The organism is Thioalkalivibrio sp. K90mix (assembly GCF_000025545.1).
GTDB lineage: Bacteria > Pseudomonadota > Gammaproteobacteria > Ectothiorhodospirales > Ectothiorhodospiraceae > Thioalkalivibrio.
On the sequence record NC_013889.1, the window covers coordinates 2,104,333 to 2,122,322 of the forward strand.

The following is a 17,990-nucleotide window of genomic DNA, read 5'->3' on the forward strand; positions in this document are numbered from 1 at the left end:
GGGCCGCGATCCGCTATGATGAGTCCATGGACTTCATCGTGGCCGACATCGGAGGGACCCGCACCCGGGTCGCACGCGCCCGCCACAGCGGCACGCACTGGTCGCTGCATGATATCCACCGCTATCCCAGCCGCGGCTTCCCGGATCTGGAGCAAATCCTCGAGACCTGGCGCAACGAGGTCGGACCGGCCGAGCCGCTGGCGGCTGCCGGTCTGGCCCTGGCTGGCCCCGTGCAGGACGGTCGGGCCCGCGCGACCAATCTCGACTGGCCCGAACTGGATGCGCGCGCACTCGAGCAGACACTGGGCATCCCGGTCGCCCTGATCAACGATTTCGCCGCTGTCGGCGCCTGCCTGGATGCCCTGGAACCCGGAGACCGGATCACCCTGCAGAACGCAGCGGCCGATCCGGAGGGTTTGCGCCTGGTGGTCGGGGCCGGGACCGGTCTCGGGACCTGCCTGGTCGGCCCGTCCCAGCAGCTCGCCATCCATCCCGGCGAAGGGGGGCACGCACGCTTTTCCCCGGCCGACGCAGACGAGGCGGCGCTCGCGGCGTTCGTCAGCGCCGAGGAAGGGCTTTGTACCCGCGAGCACCTGCTCAGCGGTCGCGGCATTGCGCGCATCGCACGCTTCGAGCTGACACGCCGGGACGATGCCGCGCTGGCACGGGCCCTGGCCGCTGCCGATCCGGCCGCCGCCATCAGTGACCTGGCCGATGCCGGGCACGCGGTAGCCCTCGCGGTGGTCCAGCGTTTCGTGACGATCTATGCGGGACAACTGGCCGACATGGCCCTGACCGCCCTGCCCACCGGCGGGCTGTACCTGGCCGGCGGGATCGCCCCGCGCTGGGCTGATTACTTCCAGGACACGGCATTTCTGCGGGCCCTGCATAATCGCCCACCGATGACCCACTTGCTTGAGCGAATGCCCGTGTCCCTTATCATGCACCCTGAACCCGGCCTGCTGGGCGCTGCCGTCAGCGCCTGGTTCCAGACAGGAGCTGCAACCGAATGAATTCGCCCCGCGAAACCGAAGAACACGCCATCGAGATCGAGGTCGCCACGGCCTATGTCGAGGACCAGTCGGAGCCCGATGACGACCGCTACGTGTTCGCCTACCACATCACGATCCGCAACTCCGGTGCGCTGACCGTGCAACTGCTGAACCGCCACTGGATCATCCGCGATGGCCGCGACCAGACGCAGGAGGTGCGCGGCGAAGGCGTAGTGGGCGAGCAGCCACGCATCGAGCCCGGTGACAGCTTCGAGTACACCAGCGGCACGGTGATCGAGACGCCGGTCGGCACCATGGAGGGCAGCTACGGCATGCAGGACGAACGCGGCAACACCTTCGAGGCGCCGATCCCGCCCTTCACCCTCTCCGTACCCCGCACGCTGCACTAGGCCAGTCGCTATGGCCCTTTACGCCGTCGGCGACCTCCAGGGCTGCCTGGATCCGCTAAAACACCTGCTGGAGCAGGTCCGTTTCGACCCCACCACGGACCACCTGTGGCTGGTGGGCGACCTGGTCAACCGCGGGCCGGCCTCGCTTGGCTGCCTGCGCTACGTACGCGCCCTGGGCGTTGCCGCGACTACCGTGCTGGGCAATCACGACCTGCATCTGCTGGCCTCCGCCGAGGGTGTACGCACCCCCGGCAACAAGGACACCCTGCGCCCCGTGCTGGACGCCCCGGATGCCGCCGAGCTGCTGGAGTGGCTGGCACAGCGCCCCCTGTTGCACACCGATCCCGCGGCTGGCTGGACCCTGGTGCATGCCGGCATCCCGCCCGACTGGGATCTCGAAACCGCGCAGACCGAAGCCCGGCGGGTGGAGGCCGAGCTGCGCGACCCCGCGCGACGCCATGCCCTGTTCGAGGTGATGTACGGCGACGAGCCCACCCACTGGGACCCGGAGTTGGCCGGGTATGATCGCCTGCGCTACACGATCAACGCCTTTACCCGCATGCGCTACCTGATGCCCGATGGCGGTCTGGAATTCGCGGGAAACGGGCCACCGGAAGACGCCCCGGACACCCTGACGCCGTGGTTTGCCTGGCCGGGCCGCCCGAGCAGAGGCTTGCCCCTGGTATTCGGTCACTGGGCCGCCCTCGGACACCGCCGAGGACCCGACTGGCTGTCACTGGACAGCGGCTGTGTCTGGGGCCGAGAGATGACGATCGCGCGCCTCGACGAGACCCGCGACCCCTATCAGATACGTACCTGGCGGGCAGCGTGCGGCTAGGAAGAAGGCTCCCAGGAGCTCATTCGCCGGCGACGGTCATCGATTCGACCAGGATCGAGCCGGTGTGGATGTTGCCCCGGCGGTCGACGTCGGTCCCCACCGCGACGATGCGCTGGTAGATGTCCTTGAGATTACCGGCGATGGTGATCTCTTCCACGGGGTACTGGATCTCGCCATTCTCCACCCAGAAGCCGGCGGCCCCCCGCGAGTAGTCGCCGGTGACCGCATTCACGCCCTGGCCGATCAGTTCGGTCACCAGAAAGCCCGTGCCCATCTCGGCCAGCAGGGCGGCAAAGTCCCGCTCGCCCGGCTTCACGGTCACGTTGCGCGCGCCGCCTGCGTTGCCGGTGCTCTCCAGCCCCAGGCGCCGGGCGGCATAGCTGTCCAGGGTATAGCTTTGCAGTACGCCGTCAGCCACCAGGGGCCGGTTGCGCGTGCGCACGCCCTCGCCGTCGAACGGGGCACTGCCGAGCGCGCGCGGTGTCAGCGGGCGTTCCTCGATCTGCATCCAGTCGGGGAACACGGACTCCCCGACCGCATTCAGCAGGAACGAGCTGTGGCGATACTGTGCGGGGCCGGAGATCGCGCGGGTAAAGCTTCCGATCAGCGTGCGCGCCATCTCCGGGGCAAACAGCACCGGGCAGCTGCGCGTGGAGAGTTTGCGCCCGCCCAGTCGCCGCACGGTGCGCTCGGCGGCCTGACGCCCGATGGCCTCACAGGCGTCGAGGTCCGCCGCGTGGCGGGCCACGGTGTAGGCATAATCACGCTGCATGCCGGCATCGTCGCGCGCCACCAGGGCACAGGACATCGAGTGACGCGTGCTGCGATACCCGCCCATGAAGCCCTGCGAGTCGCCGAGAAAAGCGATCGCACGGCGGGTGCTGACGCTCGCGCCTTCGGAATTCTCGATCCGCGAATCGGCGGCAAAGCCCGCGGCCTCGATCGCACGCGCGAGTTCGGTCGCCTGTTCTGCATCGCAGTCCCAGGGGTGATCCAGGTCCAGGTCATCCCACTCCCCGGCCTTGAGCGCGGGATCGGGCATCCCGGCATGGGGGTCCGGCTCGGTGTAGCGTGCGATGCGGCAGGCGGCTTCGACCGTATCCAGCAGGGCCTGCTCGCCGAAATCGGTGGTCGAGGCGGCCCCCTTCGACTGGCCGAAATAGGCAATCAGCGACAGACTCTGGTCGCGCTCGTATTCCAGCGTCTCGATCTCGCCCTTGCGCACGGAGAGTTCCAGCCCGACGCTGTGGCTGACCACCGCCTGCACATCCGAAGCCCCCTGCGCACGGGCCGCGTCCAGGGTCCGCTGGACGCGATCCTGCAGGGAGTCGGCGGAATGGGACAGGGCCTGGATCTCGAGATCCGGCGCCATGCGTTCGGGGGATGTGCTCATACAGACGTCCGTTTGCGTTCAGATCAACAGGATCGGCGGGCCGGGTTCATTCCGGCCCGCCTTGGTGCGTCATGCCCTGCGAGACTTCAGGAGGGGCGTCCCGTGTGCTTGTGCACGGCGCCAACGTTGCCCCAGCGCTCCAGGTCCTCGACGTGCACGCCGACCCAGTAGAGCTTGCCGACGCTGTCACGGGTCCAGCCACCGACCAGTTCCTGGCCCTCGCCCAGCTCGACGTGATCGGCGAAATGCTCGGCCCGTTCGCGGTCGCGGAAGACATGCCACTGCACGATCTTGTCGTGGCCATGACCCTCCGGCAGGGAATGTTCCTGATCCAGAAAATCCAGCTTCATCTAAGCCTCCTTGTCGCTGCTCGTCCGCGGGCACTCCGGGCCGGCGTCAGGCCGCCTGGGTGCCCCCCACGGTCATGCCGTCGATACGCAGGGTGGGCTGCCCCACGCCTACCGGCACGCCTTGCCCTTCCTTGCCACAGGTCCCCACGCCGGGGTCCAGGCGCATGTCATTGCCCACCATCGAGACGCGGGTCAGCACGTCCGGGCCGTTGCCGATCAGGGTCGCGCCCTTGACCGGATAGGTCACCTTGCCCTTTTCGACGCGATAGGCCTCGGAGGCGGAGAAGACAAACTTGCCGGACGTGATGTCCACCTGCCCGCCGCCGAAGTTGACCGCATACAGGCCGTCCTCCACCGAGGCGAGGATCTCCTCCGGGTCGGCCTCGCCCGCCAGCATGTAGGTATTGGTCATGCGCGGCATCGGCAGATGGGCGTAGGACTCGCGCCGGCCGTTGCCGGTCGACTGGACGCCCGTCAGCCGGGCGTTCATCTCGTCCTGCATGTAGCCGCGCAGGATGCCGTCCTCGATCAGCACGGTCTGCTGCGTCGCAGTGCCCTCGTCGTCCACATTCAGCGAACCGCGACGCCCTTCCAGCGTGCCGTCGTCAACGATGGTGATGCCCTTTGCGGCCACCCGCTCGCCGATACGCCCGGAGAAGGCCGAGGTCCCCTTGCGGTTGAAATCGCCCTCCAGGCCGTGGCCAATCGCCTCGTGCAGCAGCACACCGGGCCAGCCGGGCCCCAGCACGACCTTCATCGTACCGGCCGGCGCATCGCGCGCCTCCAGGTTCACCAGGGCCTGGCGCACCGCCTCGCGGGCGTAGCCGGCCGCGCGATCGTTCTCGAGGAAGTAGCGATAACCGAAGCGGCCACCGCCCCCGGAGGTGCCGGATTCGCGACGATCGCCCTGCTGGGCGATCACCTGAACACTCAGGCGGACCAGCGGGCGCACATCCGTGGTCAGCTCGCCACGGGCGTTCAGCACGAGGACCACCTCGTGTACCCCGGCGAGGGAGCACATCACCTGGGTCACGCGCGGGTCGGCGGCACGAGCCGCGGCGTCCACTTCCTTGAGCAGGTCGATCTTGGACTGCTCGTCCAGCGAGTCCATCGGATTCTCGGGGGCATACAGCGCCGGACGCGTGGGCATGCGACTCGCGACCGCGACCCGCCCGCTCTGGCCCGCATCGGCGATGCTGCGGGCGGTCCGGGCCGCATCCAGGAGTGCCGGCATCGCGATGTCGTCGGAATAGGCAAACCCGGTCTGTTCGCCGCGCACCACGCGTATGCCCACCCCGCGCTCGATATTGAAGCTGGCCGACTTGACGATGCCGTCCTCCAGCGACCAGCCCTCCTGGCAGGCAAACTGGAAGTAGCAGTCGCCCCCGTCCACGCCGCGGCCAAAGGTTGTGCCCAGCAGGGTGGTCAGCTCATGGTCGCCCAGGCCGGCCGGGTCGAGCAGGGTTTGTTGGGCAAGGCTGTCGATCATGGAATCCTCGTAATTCAGGAAGGCGTCGTATCCAGTATGGAGCTTGGGGCCCGCGCCGGGCTTTCAAGCCCGCGCGCCACGCGGTTATGCCCGTCCCGGAAGGGCGAGCTAGACCGTCCCCGGACACGCCAGGCGTCGGTGCTCGATGGTGGGAAAAACCGTGCGGATGCGTTCGACCTGGGCATGATCCAGGTCCGCCAGCAGCACGCCGGGGTTGCGCTGCAACTGGTCGACCACCCGCCCCCAGGGGTCGACCAGGGCGCTGTGTCCGTAGGTCTCGCGACCGTTCACGTGAAATCCGCCCTGAGCCGACGAGAGCATGTAGTACTGGTTCTCGATCGCGCGTGCACGCAGCAGGACATCCCAGTGAGCCTGGCCCGTCTGCGCGGTAAACGCCGCCGGCAGCGCGACCCAGTCGGCCCCCTGGTCCAGCAGGGCCCGAAACAGCTCCGGGAAGCGCAGGTCATAGCAGATCGCGAGCCCCATGCGCCCCACCGGGGTATCCACGACCACCACCTTGTCACCGCGCTCGAACACCTTCGACTCGGTATAGGCCTCGCTGCTGTCCGGCAGCTGCACGTCGAACAGATGGATCTTGTCGTATCGCGCCACCTGCTGGCCCTGGTCGTCGAACACCAGACAGGCCGAACGCACGCGCTGACCATCCACGGTCTGCAACGGCACGGTGCCTCCGACGATCCACAACCCCAGACGGCGTGCCTGCTCGGACAGGAAGGCCTGCAGCGGCCCCGCCCCGTCGGCGGCCTCGGCGATGCCCAGGACATCCGTCTCCTGCATCCCCATGAAGGCGAAATTCTCCGGTAGCACCGCCAGGCGGGCCCCCTTGTCTGCGGCCTCCTGCAGCAGACGTTTGGCCTCCAGCAGGTTCGCCTGAGGCTGGGGCCCGGAGGCCATCTGTATTGCCGCTACCTGAGTCATCAGCGCATCCATCTAGTCGTCATTGTCATTGGCCGGCTGAACCAGAGTCTGCACCTCCGGATCGTCCCACGGACCGGTCACGCGATACTCCACGCGAGCAGCCTCTTCGATTTGATCCCCAATCCCCAGCACACGTTCCGCAAACAGCACCACCGCCCCGGTCACCGGGCCGCCGACCAGCGCTCCGACAATCGGCAGTGCCGTGCGCAGGCTCGGCACGACCACGATGTGGTGATCGTAATCCCGCGCGATCAGCCCGGTGCGGCCACTCAGACGCACCCGGGCGGATGGGCCCCGCATCTCGAGGTCAGGAACGTGCAGATTGCCATCTTGCAGCGTTGCCGTCGCCTCCAGCAGGTCGAATGACAGCCCTTCCGTGAACACGTCGCGGAAATCGAGGCGCAAGCGCCGCGGCAGCACATCCAGACTCACCAGTCCCAGCAGGCGCCCCGCTCCCGGCTCGACGTCGGCCAGACGGCCATCTTCCAGTTCCAGCTCCATCGTCCCGCCCAGCAGCGCCAGGCGCGGCGCATACAGCGGGCCAGGCCAGGACAGATCCAGACGCCCCTCGCCCTCGCCTCCTACCAGCGCGCGGGAGAGTCGTGCCGATGTCAGGGCCCCGCCCCAGTCGTCCCCCGAGAGGCGGATGTCCAGACGGGTATCGGGCCGCCCGTCGGCGAGGACATGCCAATGGCCGCTCCCCTGGACCTGCAGATCACCGTCCGGTCCGCGAGCCCGCAGGCTGTCCACCCGCAGCCCCTGATTCACCGGACCCAGCGCCAGGTGCACATCGGCCAGGCGATACTCGCCCACTTGCAACCGGTCGAGGATCAGGTCCACCCCCGGCCACTCCCGCGGGTCCTCCGGCCCTCCTCCCTCGACAGCCCGAACGGTCGTATCGCTGTCCGGCTCGCCATCAAATTCCATGTCCTCAAGGATCAAATGACGCAGGCGCGCCTGCCAGCGGTCGCGCCCATCGCCGGACGCACGCCAGGTGGCGTTTCCCGACAACCAGGCCGACTGGGCCTCCAGGTCCCAGCCATCCTCGCGCCGCTGCCCCTGCAGACGCGTACCTGGAATCTCCAGCTCGCCCCAACGGATACGATCGCGCACGTCCAGCTCGATCCGCTGCAGACTCAGGCCGCCACTGCCATCGGCGGCTTCCACATCGCCCAGGTCCACATCCCGCGCCCAGGGCGCCTCGGCCAGCGCCTCCAGCCAGGGCTGGACGTCCAGTTCCGGCAAGCGTGCCCGTACCGAGAGGCCCTCGCCAGGAAGCGAGAGCAGGGTTGCGGCCGGAATGCCAATCTCCAGCGCCATGGCCTGTACGTCCGTTCCGGCCGCAGCGGTCTGTGGATCCACTCCGCGTGCAGCCGGGTCGTCCGGTGCCTGACTTGGACTCAGGCGCAGGTGGGCCCGCAACGTCTCGCCCAGCTGCACATGCCCGATGCTCGCACGGCTGTGCCCGAACGGGAGCGTTACCTCCAGTGGGCGCCGCTCATCGGGATCCTTGCCAATCGGGCTGGGCCAGTCGATCCCGACGCCGACCAGATCCGAGCTCAGGTCGAGACGCACGCCATCGATGGCATCCCCCAGCCTCAGGGTTGCATCCCAGGTCGCGCGCCCCTCCAGATACGGCTGCAGGGCGGGTATCTCCTCCAGCCACGGTTCCAGCGGCTGGGGACCATGGGCGCGAATCGTGGCCTCTTCGCCGTTCAGCGGCCAGTCGGCGCTGACATTGATCCACTCCCCATGGACCCGTGCCTGCACGTCATCGGCCCATATCCGGTCGTGGGTATCAAAATGCACCGCCCCTTCCACGGACTCGAATCCGGTGGGCCAGCCAGCGACCTCGGCCCGGGTATGCAGCAGATCCAGCCGTCCCTGCACACGGACATCCTGCAGGCGGTCCTCGTCGAGCGGCAGCGTAATGCCCAGGGCCAGACGCGTGGAACCCTCCAGTGTTGCCGCATCGCGAATCTCGGCGGCATCTTCCAGCAACCCGGCCTGACGCAGATACAGCATCAGGTCCTGTGCGGTGCCGTCGGCCGTGCCTTCGATCTCCAGGACCGGGGTGTCCATCATGTCGTCGATCCATACCTCGGTGCCGTGGACCGCCGTATCGAGGATGCGCCCCGAGACATCGGTCGCGCGGAAACTCGCGTTGTGGAACAACAACCGCCCGCGCAGGTCCTCCGCTACCGGCCAGCCGGGCTCGTAATCGAGCAGACCTTCCTCGATATCCGCCCACAGGTCGAACACACCCGACTGATCCGTAAACGGGAAGTCGCGGCCACGGCCGCGATAGACCATACCGCCCCCGTCGGAGACCCCCGTCTGGATGCTCTCCGCCAGCCACTGGTAAGTATTGGACGGCAACAAATGAATGGGCAGATAACGCTGGGTGTAGTCGCCGTCGGCGCGCAGGATATCCAGCGCCAGGTCCACGCGCGGGCCCGACTCGTGCCCGTCGAACAACAGCCGCATACGGCCACGGGCGGCCGCGTGCTCGTTCGCGACATCGAGCCCCTCCCCGGCGATGCGCCAGTCACCGGCCTCGTTGCGCTCGGCCCGCAGCCGCCCGCGCACCGTCTCGATCCACAGGGGGTCGTCAAACAGGGTGGGCATCTCGAAGCGCACATTGCGGCTGTCGAGGTCGAGCTCCAGCCCGCCCTCGCGCCAGGAGACCTCCCCGTCGACCCCCTGCACGCCCGGCCCGTAATCGCCCGCATGCCATTGCAGATCGCGCAATTGCGCTAGCCCCTCTACCGGCTCCAGACGTTCCCCGTCATGCCGTGCCCGCACCCAGGCATCGCCGAGCCGTCCGCGCGGGCGCACCTCGCGCAGGGGGTCGGCGAGCTCGGGCGCGCGCTGCTCCACCAGGAACAGCAGAGGTGCATAGGGTTCCACCTCCAGGTCCCGCGCCGCGAGTTCCAGCGCCTCGACAATCACCGCCTCGGGTTCCCCCCCGAGCGTATAGCGCAGGCGCAGATCGCCTGACCCCGGGCGCGTCGCGGTCCAGTTGGATTCATGGGCGGCGCCGCGCACCCGCCAGTCGAAGCGATGACCAAAGGCGCCCCCCGGCTCGCCCCCGGCTCCGTCCAGCTGGGTGTCGTGCTCGCCGCGCAGCGCGACCACGCGGCCATCGTCGATCTCGCCCCAAAGACGCAGGGCGGTCGTGCCGGGAGGCGGCTCCCAGCCCAGGCGCACCAGCCAGGGAGACCAGGCGCCCAGTGCCACCGGTTGGGTATCGAGGAAGAAACGTGCATCGCGGGCGGTCGCATCCGGCACCTCCACCCCCAGGACGAAATCACCGTCGGCCGCCCCTTGCATGGCGCCGTCGAGAAAAACGCGCAGCCGGCTCCGGGCATCCGTCCGCACGGCCAGGCGCCGCACATCCAGGACCGACTCCAGCCCCGCCCCGCGGTCCTCCCAGGTGATGTGCACCTCGCTCGCTTCGAGATCCGGCCAGCGCTCCACCGGGATCTCCAGCAAGGCGCCGTCGCCCAGCCCCACTTCGTAGCCGTGTACGTGAATCGCACCATCGGCCTCGCGGACCACCCGGACCTCGGCGCCGGCCACCTCAACCTGCATCGACGGAAAACGGCTTCGCAGCGTTGCACCGGCGCTGAGTGACAGTCGCAGGCGCTCGAGATGCAGCGGCTCCTCGCCGGACAGGTCGACACTCACGCCCCGGGCGACCAGCGCCGGCGACCAGCCGGACCAGCCCAGCTCGATCTCGTCCGTGTGAATGGGGTAACCCAGCTGCGCGCTGGCCGTGGTCTCCACCCACTCATCCAGCCCGTCCCAGTGGGCCACCGTCAGGCGCAGGGCCAGCAAGGCAACCGCGGCCAGCGCAGTCAGCAGAAGGAGGACGCCAACAACGATACGAACAGAGTGTGACAGGGATCTCATTTCAGCCCCGACCGGCCGCAACACCGCCGGCCCGGTGTGCCGGGACCCCCGCGCAGTCTGGGCCCGTGCATCGCTGTCACGCCGTCCGTTTCCTCCTCCGTTCCTGGCTGGGGGCTCGTCTCCCCTGCGTGTCCCCGGCTAGAAAAAACCCCCTGGGGGTACCAACGCGAACGCGTACATGGATCAGTGTTTCCCCAGGAGCCTGTCGGACTTGGGGCCACTCTCCTGACCCACGCTCGCGACGATCGCCCAAATCCGACAGGCTCCTAGACGAACACTACGTCGAATTGCTCCTGGGTATATAGCGTCTCCACCTGGAAACGGATCGGGATACCGACAAAGCTCTGCAGCTCCGCCAGGCTGGCCGATTCCTCATCCAGCAGCAGGTCGATCACGTTCTGCGAGGCGAGCACACGCAGTTCGCGCGCGTCGTACTGTCGTACTTCGCGCAGGATCTCGCGAAACAGCTCGTAGCAAACGGTCTCGGCCGACTTCAGATAGCCGCGCCCCGCACAGGTTGGACACGGCTCGCAGAGCTGGTGTTCCAGGCTCTCGCGTGTGCGCTTGCGCGTCATCTCGACCAGCCCCAGCGGCGAGACATCGCAGATCTGTGTCTTCACGTGATCGCGCTCGAGCGCCTTCTCCAGGGCACGGATGACCTGGCGTTTGTGCTCGTCGTCCTGCATGTCGATGAAATCGATGATGATGATCCCGCCGAGATTGCGCAGGCGCAGCTGGCGCCCGATCGCCTGGGCCGCCTCGAGGTTGGTCTTGAAGATCGTCTCTTCCAGCTTGCGATGCCCAACGAAGCCGCCAGTGTTGATATCCACCGTGGTCATCGCCTCGGTCTGGTCGAAAATCAGGTAGCCCCCGGACTTCAGCTCGACCTTGCGTTCCAGCGCTCGCTGAATCTCCTCCTCGACATTGAACAGATCGAAGATCGGGCGCTCGCCGGGGTAATGCTCGATCCGCCCCACCAGTTCCGGGAGGTACTGTGCGACGAACTCGCACACCTTCTGGTAGGTCTCGCGCGAATCGATTCGAATGCGCTCGATCTCGACCCCGACCATGTCGCGCAGGATGCGCAGCACCAGCGGCAGGTCGGCGTAGACCTCCTCCCCCGCGCTGGCCTCGGCAGCCGCCATCTGGATACTGTCCCAGACCTTTTTAAGGAAGGCCGTGTCGTTTTCCAGGGCCTCGTCGTCCACCAGTTCCGCCGCGGTGCGCACAATGAAGCCATGCTGCGGGGCGATCTCGTTGCGCAGGGCCTCCACCTTCTCGCGCAGACGACTGCGCGAACCCTCGTCCTCGATGCGCGTGGACACACCGACATTGCTCTGATTGGGCATCAGCACCAGATGGCGCGACGGCACGGTGATGTAGGTCGTCAGCCGGGCGCCCTTGGTGCCCAGTGGGTCCTTGATTACCTGCACCAGCACATCCTGGCCTTCGCGTAGCAGCTCGCGGATGGTCTCGGCACGGCCGGAACCATTGCCGCCGCCGTTACCCGGACCGTTGGCCGACCCATGGCCGTCAAGTTCTTCGCGCTCCACCGGTGCCACGTCGGAGGCATGCAGAAAGGCCGTACGATCCAGGCCGATGTCCACGAAGGCCGCGTCCATGCCCGGGAGCACGCGTACGACACGGCCCTTGTAGATATTGCCGACGATCCCGCGCCGACGGGTTCGTTCCAGGTGCAGTTCGGTCAGAACGCCGTTGTCGACCAGGGCCACGCGGCTTTCCTGGGGGGTGACGTTCATCAGGATTTCGGTACCGGTCATGCTGGGTTTTTCTTCTTGTTGTTGTGAATGTGCAGGCCACGCCGATCTCCCGCGCGGACGCGGGACGCCGGCCCGGCGGGGCTACTTGGAGTCGGCTTCGGCGGGCTCGGGCGTTGCAGCCTGCTGCTCCGCCTCGCGCCTGGCCTCGAGCTTGTCGGTGCGCGGCCAGGACTTGATCACCGCATGCACCAGGGTCGCCAGCGGGATGGCAAAGAACACGCCCCACAGTCCCCAGATACCACCAAACACGAACACCGCCGCGATGATCGCGACCGGGTGCAGATTGACCACCTCGGAGAACAGCAGCGGAACGAGCACATTGCCGTCCAGGAACTGGATCACCCCGTAGGCGATCAACAGCCACGCAAACTCGCTGGACAGCCCGAACTGGAAGTAGGCCACGGCGGCTACCGGGATCGTCACCACCGCCGCCCCGATATACGGGATGATCACCGAAATGCCGACCATGAACGACAGCAGCACGGCATACTCCAGCCCGAACCAGTTGAAGGTCAGGAAGCTGACGGCCCACACAATCAGGATCTCGATGAACTTGCCGCGCACGTAGCTGGCGATCTTCACGTTGACCTCGCGCCACACCTCGCTGGCCAGGTGCGAGTCGCGCGGCATGAAGCTGCGCACCCAGTCGAGGATCAGGTCGCGGTCCTTCAGCATGAAGAAGACCATCAGCGGCACCACGATCAGGTAGATCACGACGTCCACCAGGTGCCGGGCGCCAGCCAGCGAGAACGAAACCACCCGCTGTCCGAGCATGGTGGCCTCGGCCTGGATGGCGCCCATCAACTCGCGCACCTGCTCGTCGGTGATCAGCTGCGGGTAGCGCTCGGGAAGCTGCAGGAGCAAGGCCTGCCCCTCGCGGATCATGCCCGGCAGTTCGCGGACCAGTTGTGTGACCTGAGCGGACATCAGCGGCACGACACTAAACAGCGCGGCGACTGTAAGCGCCAGGAAGACGAGCAGCACGATCGTCACCGCCAGCAGGCGCGGAACATGCAGACGTATCAGCTTCTGCACTGCTCCCTCCAGCAGATAGGCAATGATCAGCGAGGCGAGCAGCGGGGCGAGAATGCGCCCGGCGAATACGATGATCAGGAATCCCGCCAGCAGCAGGAACGCCAGGATCACCACCTGGGGATCAGTGAAATGCCGTCGGTACCACTCGCGCAGGACGTCGATCATCGAGTCACGTCCCCTTTCGTCGAGTCACCCTTCGCCCGGGCGTCCGTGTCCTGACGCGTCGGGTCCTCGGCCACCACCTTTTCGTAGTGGGTCTGGAACACGACCTCCAGCTCGTCGATTACCTCCACCGCGGGACGCCCCTGCATGACATGCTGAGCCATCAGCGCCGAGGTCTCGTTGAGCAGCTTGGAGCGATCCAGCATGTGATAGGTCGCCGACAGCCGGCGCATCGCCTTGACCACCGACTCCTGCTCCGGGCGCGGGATCGGCTCCGGCTCGGGCACCGGTTCCGGTGCCGGGGCCGGCGACTCCTGCTCGAGGAAACGCGCGAACTTCAGCAGGCTGGCCTGATCCTCGGGCGACAGGCGTGACGCGATCTCGGCCAGCTCGCGCGCCGGATCGTCCTTTTTCTTCTTGCCACGGGCCAAGGCGGAGGCGACATCGCCCCCGCCCAGCCCGCTCGGACTGCCCATCGGAGGGAGCATGCCTATTCGTTCTCGATCTTCAGACTGAACACGGGCATCTTGCGCCGTTCCTGCATCAGACCGAGCTCCTTGACCAGGGCGACGATCACGTCCTCGGTGACCTTCTGCATCTCGCCCCACTCCATGCGCGCCTCGCCCAGCAACTCGCCCATGTTCGGCGGCGGGTTGTGCTTGGCCTCCATGATGATGTCTTCGAGCATGCCCGGCTTCATTTCCGGCCGGAACAAAAGCCCGTAGGTCAACTTGTCCGGCCGGATCGCCAGCCAGTCACCGTCGTCGTCCACCAGGACTGGCTCCAGCCCCTCCGGCAAATCCACGCGGCCGTTGACCAGCTGCAGTACGCGGCGCCCGTCCAGGGCCTCGGCCAGATCGTCCCCCTCGCCGGCCGCGGTCTTGTGCGCGGTCACGAAACGGGCCCGGTACATCGGGTCCTCATGCGCGGTGCCACCGGCCTGTTCGGCCACCAGCAGCCCGCCCATGCCCAGCCCGACCACCGGGCGCTGCGACCGGCGGAAGATATCGATCAGGGCCAGCTCGTCGGGGACCTGCGGGTTTTCTTCATGGTCGGCGGTCGGCCAGGCGCCCCCCAACAGCCACAGACCATCGAACTGGGCCGCCGACCCGGGGAGGTCCTGCCCTACAAACGGCCGGTAATAGGAAAAGCCGATATCGCGCTTCTCGAGCTGCGACTCGATCAGGCCGAGAAACTCGGAATAACTATGCTGCACTACGCAGTAATTCTTCATGTCGCGTCTTCTATTCGATTGGATTCTGTATTCGCGGGGTTACCCTCGGCCGCGCCGGGCCCCAGGCCCGTGCAGTAGCCGCGCAGGAACTGCATCAGCACCTCCAGCGTCGGCACGCGGAACTGCTGGCGCGCATGCACCAGCGAGATCGGGCGTTCCAGCGGCGGGTCCAGCGGGATCGCCGCCAGCTCGCCCAGCGTCAGTTCCTTGGCGACCACAGCCTCGGACAGTACCGACACGCCCATGCCCGCCGCCACGGCGCCCTTGATGGCCTCCGGGCTGCCGAGCTCCATACACCCGCGCAGGGTATTGCGGTCGTAACCGGACCGCCCAAGGTACTCCATGATGACCTCGCGGGTCCCGGAACCCTCCTCGCGGCATATGAATGGCTGCTCGACAAACTCCGCGACCCGCACACTCTTGCGGCTGGCCAGTTCGTGCTCCGGCGGCACGATCAGGCGCAACTGGTCCACCGTGCAGGGCTGCACCAGCAGGGTGCGATGGTTCACCGGCGCCTCGACGATCCCCAGATCGACACTACCCTCTTCAACCATCGCGACGACATTTTCGGTGTTGCCGACGCGCAGCCGGATGCCGATGTCCGGGTGTGCCCGACGGAAGGCCCCGAGCAAGGCCGGGAGCATGTACTCGGCCACCGTCATGCTCGCGCCGATCACGATCGCCCCGCCGTCGGCCCCCTTCAGCTCGCGCAGCGCGGCCTCGAGTTCGCCATAGGTATCGAAGATGCGCTCGGCATAGCGCTGCACCAGACGCCCGGCCTCGGTCAGGGTCACCCGATTGTGATTACGGTCGAACAGCCGCGTCTCCAGCTGCTCCTCCAGCTGGCGCACCTGGAAGGTCACCGCCGGCTGGGTCATGTGCAGGACCTCGGCCGCCCTGGTGAAGGACAAAAGGCGCGCCACCGTAAGAAAGACCTGCAAGCGTCGATCGGCCATGCCCCACTCCGCAACCCGTACGATTCGGCATGCTACCAAGCCACTCGCAAGGGGGACAGCCAGAGGCACACCCGTGAACGACTGGCACCAGCCAGTGACCGGGGAATGAACTCACCAGTCTCGCGGGAATCGATATATAAAGTAGGGACAAGCTGACAAAACTCATTCCACCAAGGAACGCGCATGGAGCGGCTTTCGGAGTTTGACCGACCCTGGCGTCCCGAATCCTGGCTGGGGGTGACCGGCGCCTGGCGCCTGACCGGCGTGGGACTGGTCCTGATCCTGATGGCCGGCGTCACACTACTGGTCTATCAGACCGGCGGCACCAGCACCGCCTATCTCAACTTCATCCTGATCCCGGTACTGCTGGGCGCCGCCCTGATGGGCCTGTGGGGCGGGCTGGCCTTCGGCCTGCTCGCCGGGCTTCTGCTGGGGCCGTTCATGCCCCTGAACGTGGACGAGGGGATCGCCCAGCCGACCCTCAACTGGGTGACCCGTGCCGGGATCTATCTGGTGCTGGGCGGGTTCAGCGGCTGGCTGTTCTCCCAACTGCGCCAGCACGCGACGCGGCTGCTCGATCAGGCCTACCACAACCCCGTCACCGGCCTGCCCAACCGCGAGTCACTGGAACAGCATGTCCGACAACTGATGACCCAGGCGGAGGGCTCGGAACAGCCCGCAACCCGGGTGTTCGTGATCAGCCTGCAAATGGAAAACTATGCGGACACGATCAGCGCCCTGGGCTTCGCCGCGGAGAGACCCCTGCTGACGGGGATTGCCGAACGACTGCAGGCCGTCGCCGGGGGCCCGGACACCCTCGTCTACCATATCCACGACGACCACTTCGCCTTGCTGCTGCCTCACCGCAGCCGCCAGGAGTGCCTGGCCACTACACAGGAGGCTGTGGAAGAGTTGCAGGCGCCATTCGAGGTGCTCGGGCTGCCGGTTTACGTCGGGGCTCACGCCGGGGTGTCCTCGTTTCCGTTCCACGAACAGGACGACCCGCAAAGCCTGCTGACCAAGGCCTGGATGGCGATGCACGAGGCCAGTCAGTCGGGCCGGCGCTACCGCACCTACGACCGGCGCAGCAACGACGCCGGCCGCCAGACCGTGGAGCTGCTGGGCGAGCTGCAAAGCGCCCTGGAGGGCGACCAAATCCAGTTGCACTACCAGCCCAAGGTGACCCTGCAGCGTGGCGAACTGTGCGGCTTCGAGGCCCTGTTGCGCTGGCAACACCCGCACCGGGGACAGGTACCGCCGGATCGGTTCATTGCACAAGCCGAGCGAACGGGGCTCATTCATGCCCTGACACTCAAGGTACTGGACCTGGCGATCGCCGACCTCCTGGTGCTGCGCGAACAAGGCATCCAGGCCCCGGTCAGCATCAATGTCTCGGCGCGCAATTTCCTCGATCCCGACTTTGCACAAACCATTATCGAACGTATCGAAGCCGCCGGCCTCCCGGCCTGCTCACTGGAGCTCGAATTCACCGAAACGGCCCTGATGGCCGATCCCGATCAAGTCATCGAGGCCCTGCGGCGTCTGACGGAGCGCGGGCTCGCGCTCTCCATCGACGACTTCGGCACTGGATACTCCTCTCTTGCCTACCTGAGGCGGCTCCCGATCACGACCCTCAAGGTCGATCAAACCTTCGTGTCCCACATGGCCACGCAGCGAGTGGACGAACAGATCACCCGCGCGGCCGTGGGCCTCGCGCACGACCTTGGCCTGAAGGTGGTCGCCGAAGGCGCGGAAGACAGCCAGACCCTCGACATGCTGCGCGAACTGTGCTGCGACGCCGTCCAGGGCTTCGGGGTCGCCCGCCCCATGCCCTTCAGCGAGACATTGCAATGGGCACGCCATCAGACGGTCGAGCCCTCGTTGCGACGCGAGTGCGCACTGGAGCAGGACGCTCCGTGATGATCTTGCGCCCGGCCGCCGGTTGGGCTAAGATCCGCCGTCTTTTGCTAGACCCAATTTCCGGAGTCCCCGAGATGGCTCGAGTATGTCAGGTGACCGGCAAACGACCGGCGACCGGTAACAACGTGTCTCACGCCCACCGCAAGACGCGGCGGCGTTTCCTGCCCAATCTGCACACCCACCGCTTCTGGGTGGAGAGCGAGAACCGCTTCGTGCGGCTGCGCGTGAGCAGCAAGGGCATGCGGATCATCGACAAGCTGGGCATCGATGCGGTGCTCGCGGACTGCCGCGCCCGCGGCGAAAAGGTGTAAGGAGCTCTCCATGGCAGCGAAAAGCGCACGCGACAAGATCCGCCTGGTGTCCTCCGCCGGCACCGGCCACTTCTACACCACGTCGAAGAACAAGCGGAACATGCCCGAAAAGATGGAGATCAAGAAGTTTGATCCGGTCATCCGCAAGCACGTGATGTACAAGGAAGCCAAGATCAAGTAGTCATTGCCCGGCGCCAGAGCGTCTGGTGGCAGATCTAAAAGCCCGGCCTGGCCGGGCTTTTTTATTGCCTGCAGCCTTGAGTGG

16 protein-coding genes are annotated in these 17,990 nt (G+C 66.8%); 6 read left to right on the forward strand and 10 right to left on the reverse strand.

Annotated features, from left to right (window positions below; all coding sequences use genetic code 11):
- Positions 1-26 precede the first annotated feature (26 nt).
- The 3 genes from TK90_RS09935 to TK90_RS09945 are packed head-to-tail and all read left to right on the forward strand — an operon-like array spanning position 27 to position 2,240.
- Complete coding sequence (locus TK90_RS09935; protein ID WP_012983347.1) at positions 27-1,013, forward strand: ROK family protein; 987 nt, start codon at positions 27-29, stop codon at positions 1,011-1,013.
- The gene (apaG, locus tag TK90_RS09940; RefSeq protein WP_012983348.1) at positions 1,010-1,402 is read left to right on the forward strand and encodes a Co2+/Mg2+ efflux protein ApaG; all 393 of its coding nucleotides are present in this window, start codon (positions 1,010-1,012) and stop codon (positions 1,400-1,402) included. Before TK90_RS09935 ends, apaG begins: the two co-directional genes overlap by 4 nt.
- 10 nt (positions 1,403-1,412) lie before the next feature.
- A complete protein-coding gene (locus TK90_RS09945; RefSeq protein WP_012983349.1) occupies positions 1,413-2,240 on the forward strand; it encodes a symmetrical bis(5'-nucleosyl)-tetraphosphatase in 828 nt (275 codons plus the stop codon).
- A gap of 19 nt (positions 2,241-2,259) precedes the next feature.
- On the opposite strand, the gene pmbA is transcribed toward TK90_RS09945, so the two are convergent.
- The 10 genes from pmbA to TK90_RS09995 all read right to left on the reverse strand — a co-directional run bounded on the left by pmbA (position 2,260) and on the right by TK90_RS09995 (position 15,494).
- Complete coding sequence (gene pmbA, locus TK90_RS09950) at positions 2,260-3,633, reverse strand: metalloprotease PmbA (protein WP_012983350.1); 1,374 nt, start codon at positions 3,631-3,633, stop codon at positions 2,260-2,262.
- Between the two features lie 86 nt (positions 3,634-3,719).
- A complete protein-coding gene (locus TK90_RS09955; RefSeq protein ID WP_012983351.1) occupies positions 3,720-3,983 on the reverse strand; it encodes a hypothetical protein in 264 nt (87 codons plus the stop codon).
- Between the two features lie 46 nt (positions 3,984-4,029).
- A complete protein-coding gene (gene tldD, locus TK90_RS09960; protein WP_012983352.1) occupies positions 4,030-5,472 on the reverse strand; it encodes a metalloprotease TldD in 1,443 nt (480 codons plus the stop codon).
- Positions 5,473-5,580: 108 nt separating this feature from the next.
- On the reverse strand, positions 5,581-6,411 hold the full coding sequence (locus tag TK90_RS09965; RefSeq protein ID WP_012983353.1) for a carbon-nitrogen hydrolase family protein: 831 nt from the start codon (positions 6,409-6,411) through the stop codon (positions 5,581-5,583).
- Positions 6,412-6,423: 12 nt separating this feature from the next.
- A complete protein-coding gene (locus TK90_RS09970; protein WP_012983354.1) occupies positions 6,424-10,326 on the reverse strand; it encodes a YhdP family protein in 3,903 nt (1,300 codons plus the stop codon).
- Between the two features lie 266 nt (positions 10,327-10,592).
- On the reverse strand, positions 10,593-12,107 hold the full coding sequence (rng, locus tag TK90_RS09975) for a ribonuclease G (protein ID WP_012983355.1): 1,515 nt from the start codon (positions 12,105-12,107) through the stop codon (positions 10,593-10,595).
- 81 nt (positions 12,108-12,188) lie between these two features.
- Positions 12,189-13,307, reverse strand: a complete 1,119-nt coding sequence (locus TK90_RS09980; protein WP_012983356.1) for an AI-2E family transporter — start codon at positions 13,305-13,307, stop codon at positions 12,189-12,191.
- Entirely contained in the window at positions 13,304-13,780 is a 477-nt protein-coding gene (locus TK90_RS09985; RefSeq protein ID WP_210399568.1) for a hypothetical protein, read from the reverse strand. Before TK90_RS09985 ends, TK90_RS09980 begins: the two co-directional genes overlap by 4 nt.
- A 14-nt stretch (positions 13,781-13,794) precedes the next feature.
- On the reverse strand, positions 13,795-14,538 hold the full coding sequence (locus tag TK90_RS09990) for a type 1 glutamine amidotransferase (RefSeq protein WP_012983358.1): 744 nt from the start codon (positions 14,536-14,538) through the stop codon (positions 13,795-13,797).
- The gene (locus tag TK90_RS09995; protein ID WP_012983359.1) at positions 14,535-15,494 is read right to left on the reverse strand and encodes a LysR family transcriptional regulator; all 960 of its coding nucleotides are present in this window, start codon (positions 15,492-15,494) and stop codon (positions 14,535-14,537) included. Before TK90_RS09995 ends, TK90_RS09990 begins: the two co-directional genes overlap by 4 nt.
- Before the next feature lie 183 nt (positions 15,495-15,677).
- On the opposite strand from TK90_RS09995, the gene TK90_RS10000 reads away from it, so the two are divergent.
- From TK90_RS10000 to rpmG, 3 genes are all read left to right on the forward strand, one after another.
- Positions 15,678-17,414, forward strand: a complete 1,737-nt coding sequence (locus tag TK90_RS10000; protein ID WP_012983360.1) for a bifunctional diguanylate cyclase/phosphodiesterase — start codon at positions 15,678-15,680, stop codon at positions 17,412-17,414.
- 74 nt (positions 17,415-17,488) lie between these two features.
- Positions 17,489-17,725: a 50S ribosomal protein L28 gene (gene rpmB, locus TK90_RS10005; RefSeq protein ID WP_012983361.1), complete on the forward strand. Its 237-nt coding sequence runs from the start codon at positions 17,489-17,491 to the stop codon at positions 17,723-17,725.
- A gap of 10 nt (positions 17,726-17,735) precedes the next feature.
- Entirely contained in the window at positions 17,736-17,906 is a 171-nt protein-coding gene (rpmG, locus tag TK90_RS10010) for a 50S ribosomal protein L33 (protein WP_012983362.1), read from the forward strand.
- The last annotated feature ends 84 nt before the right edge of the window (positions 17,907-17,990 follow it).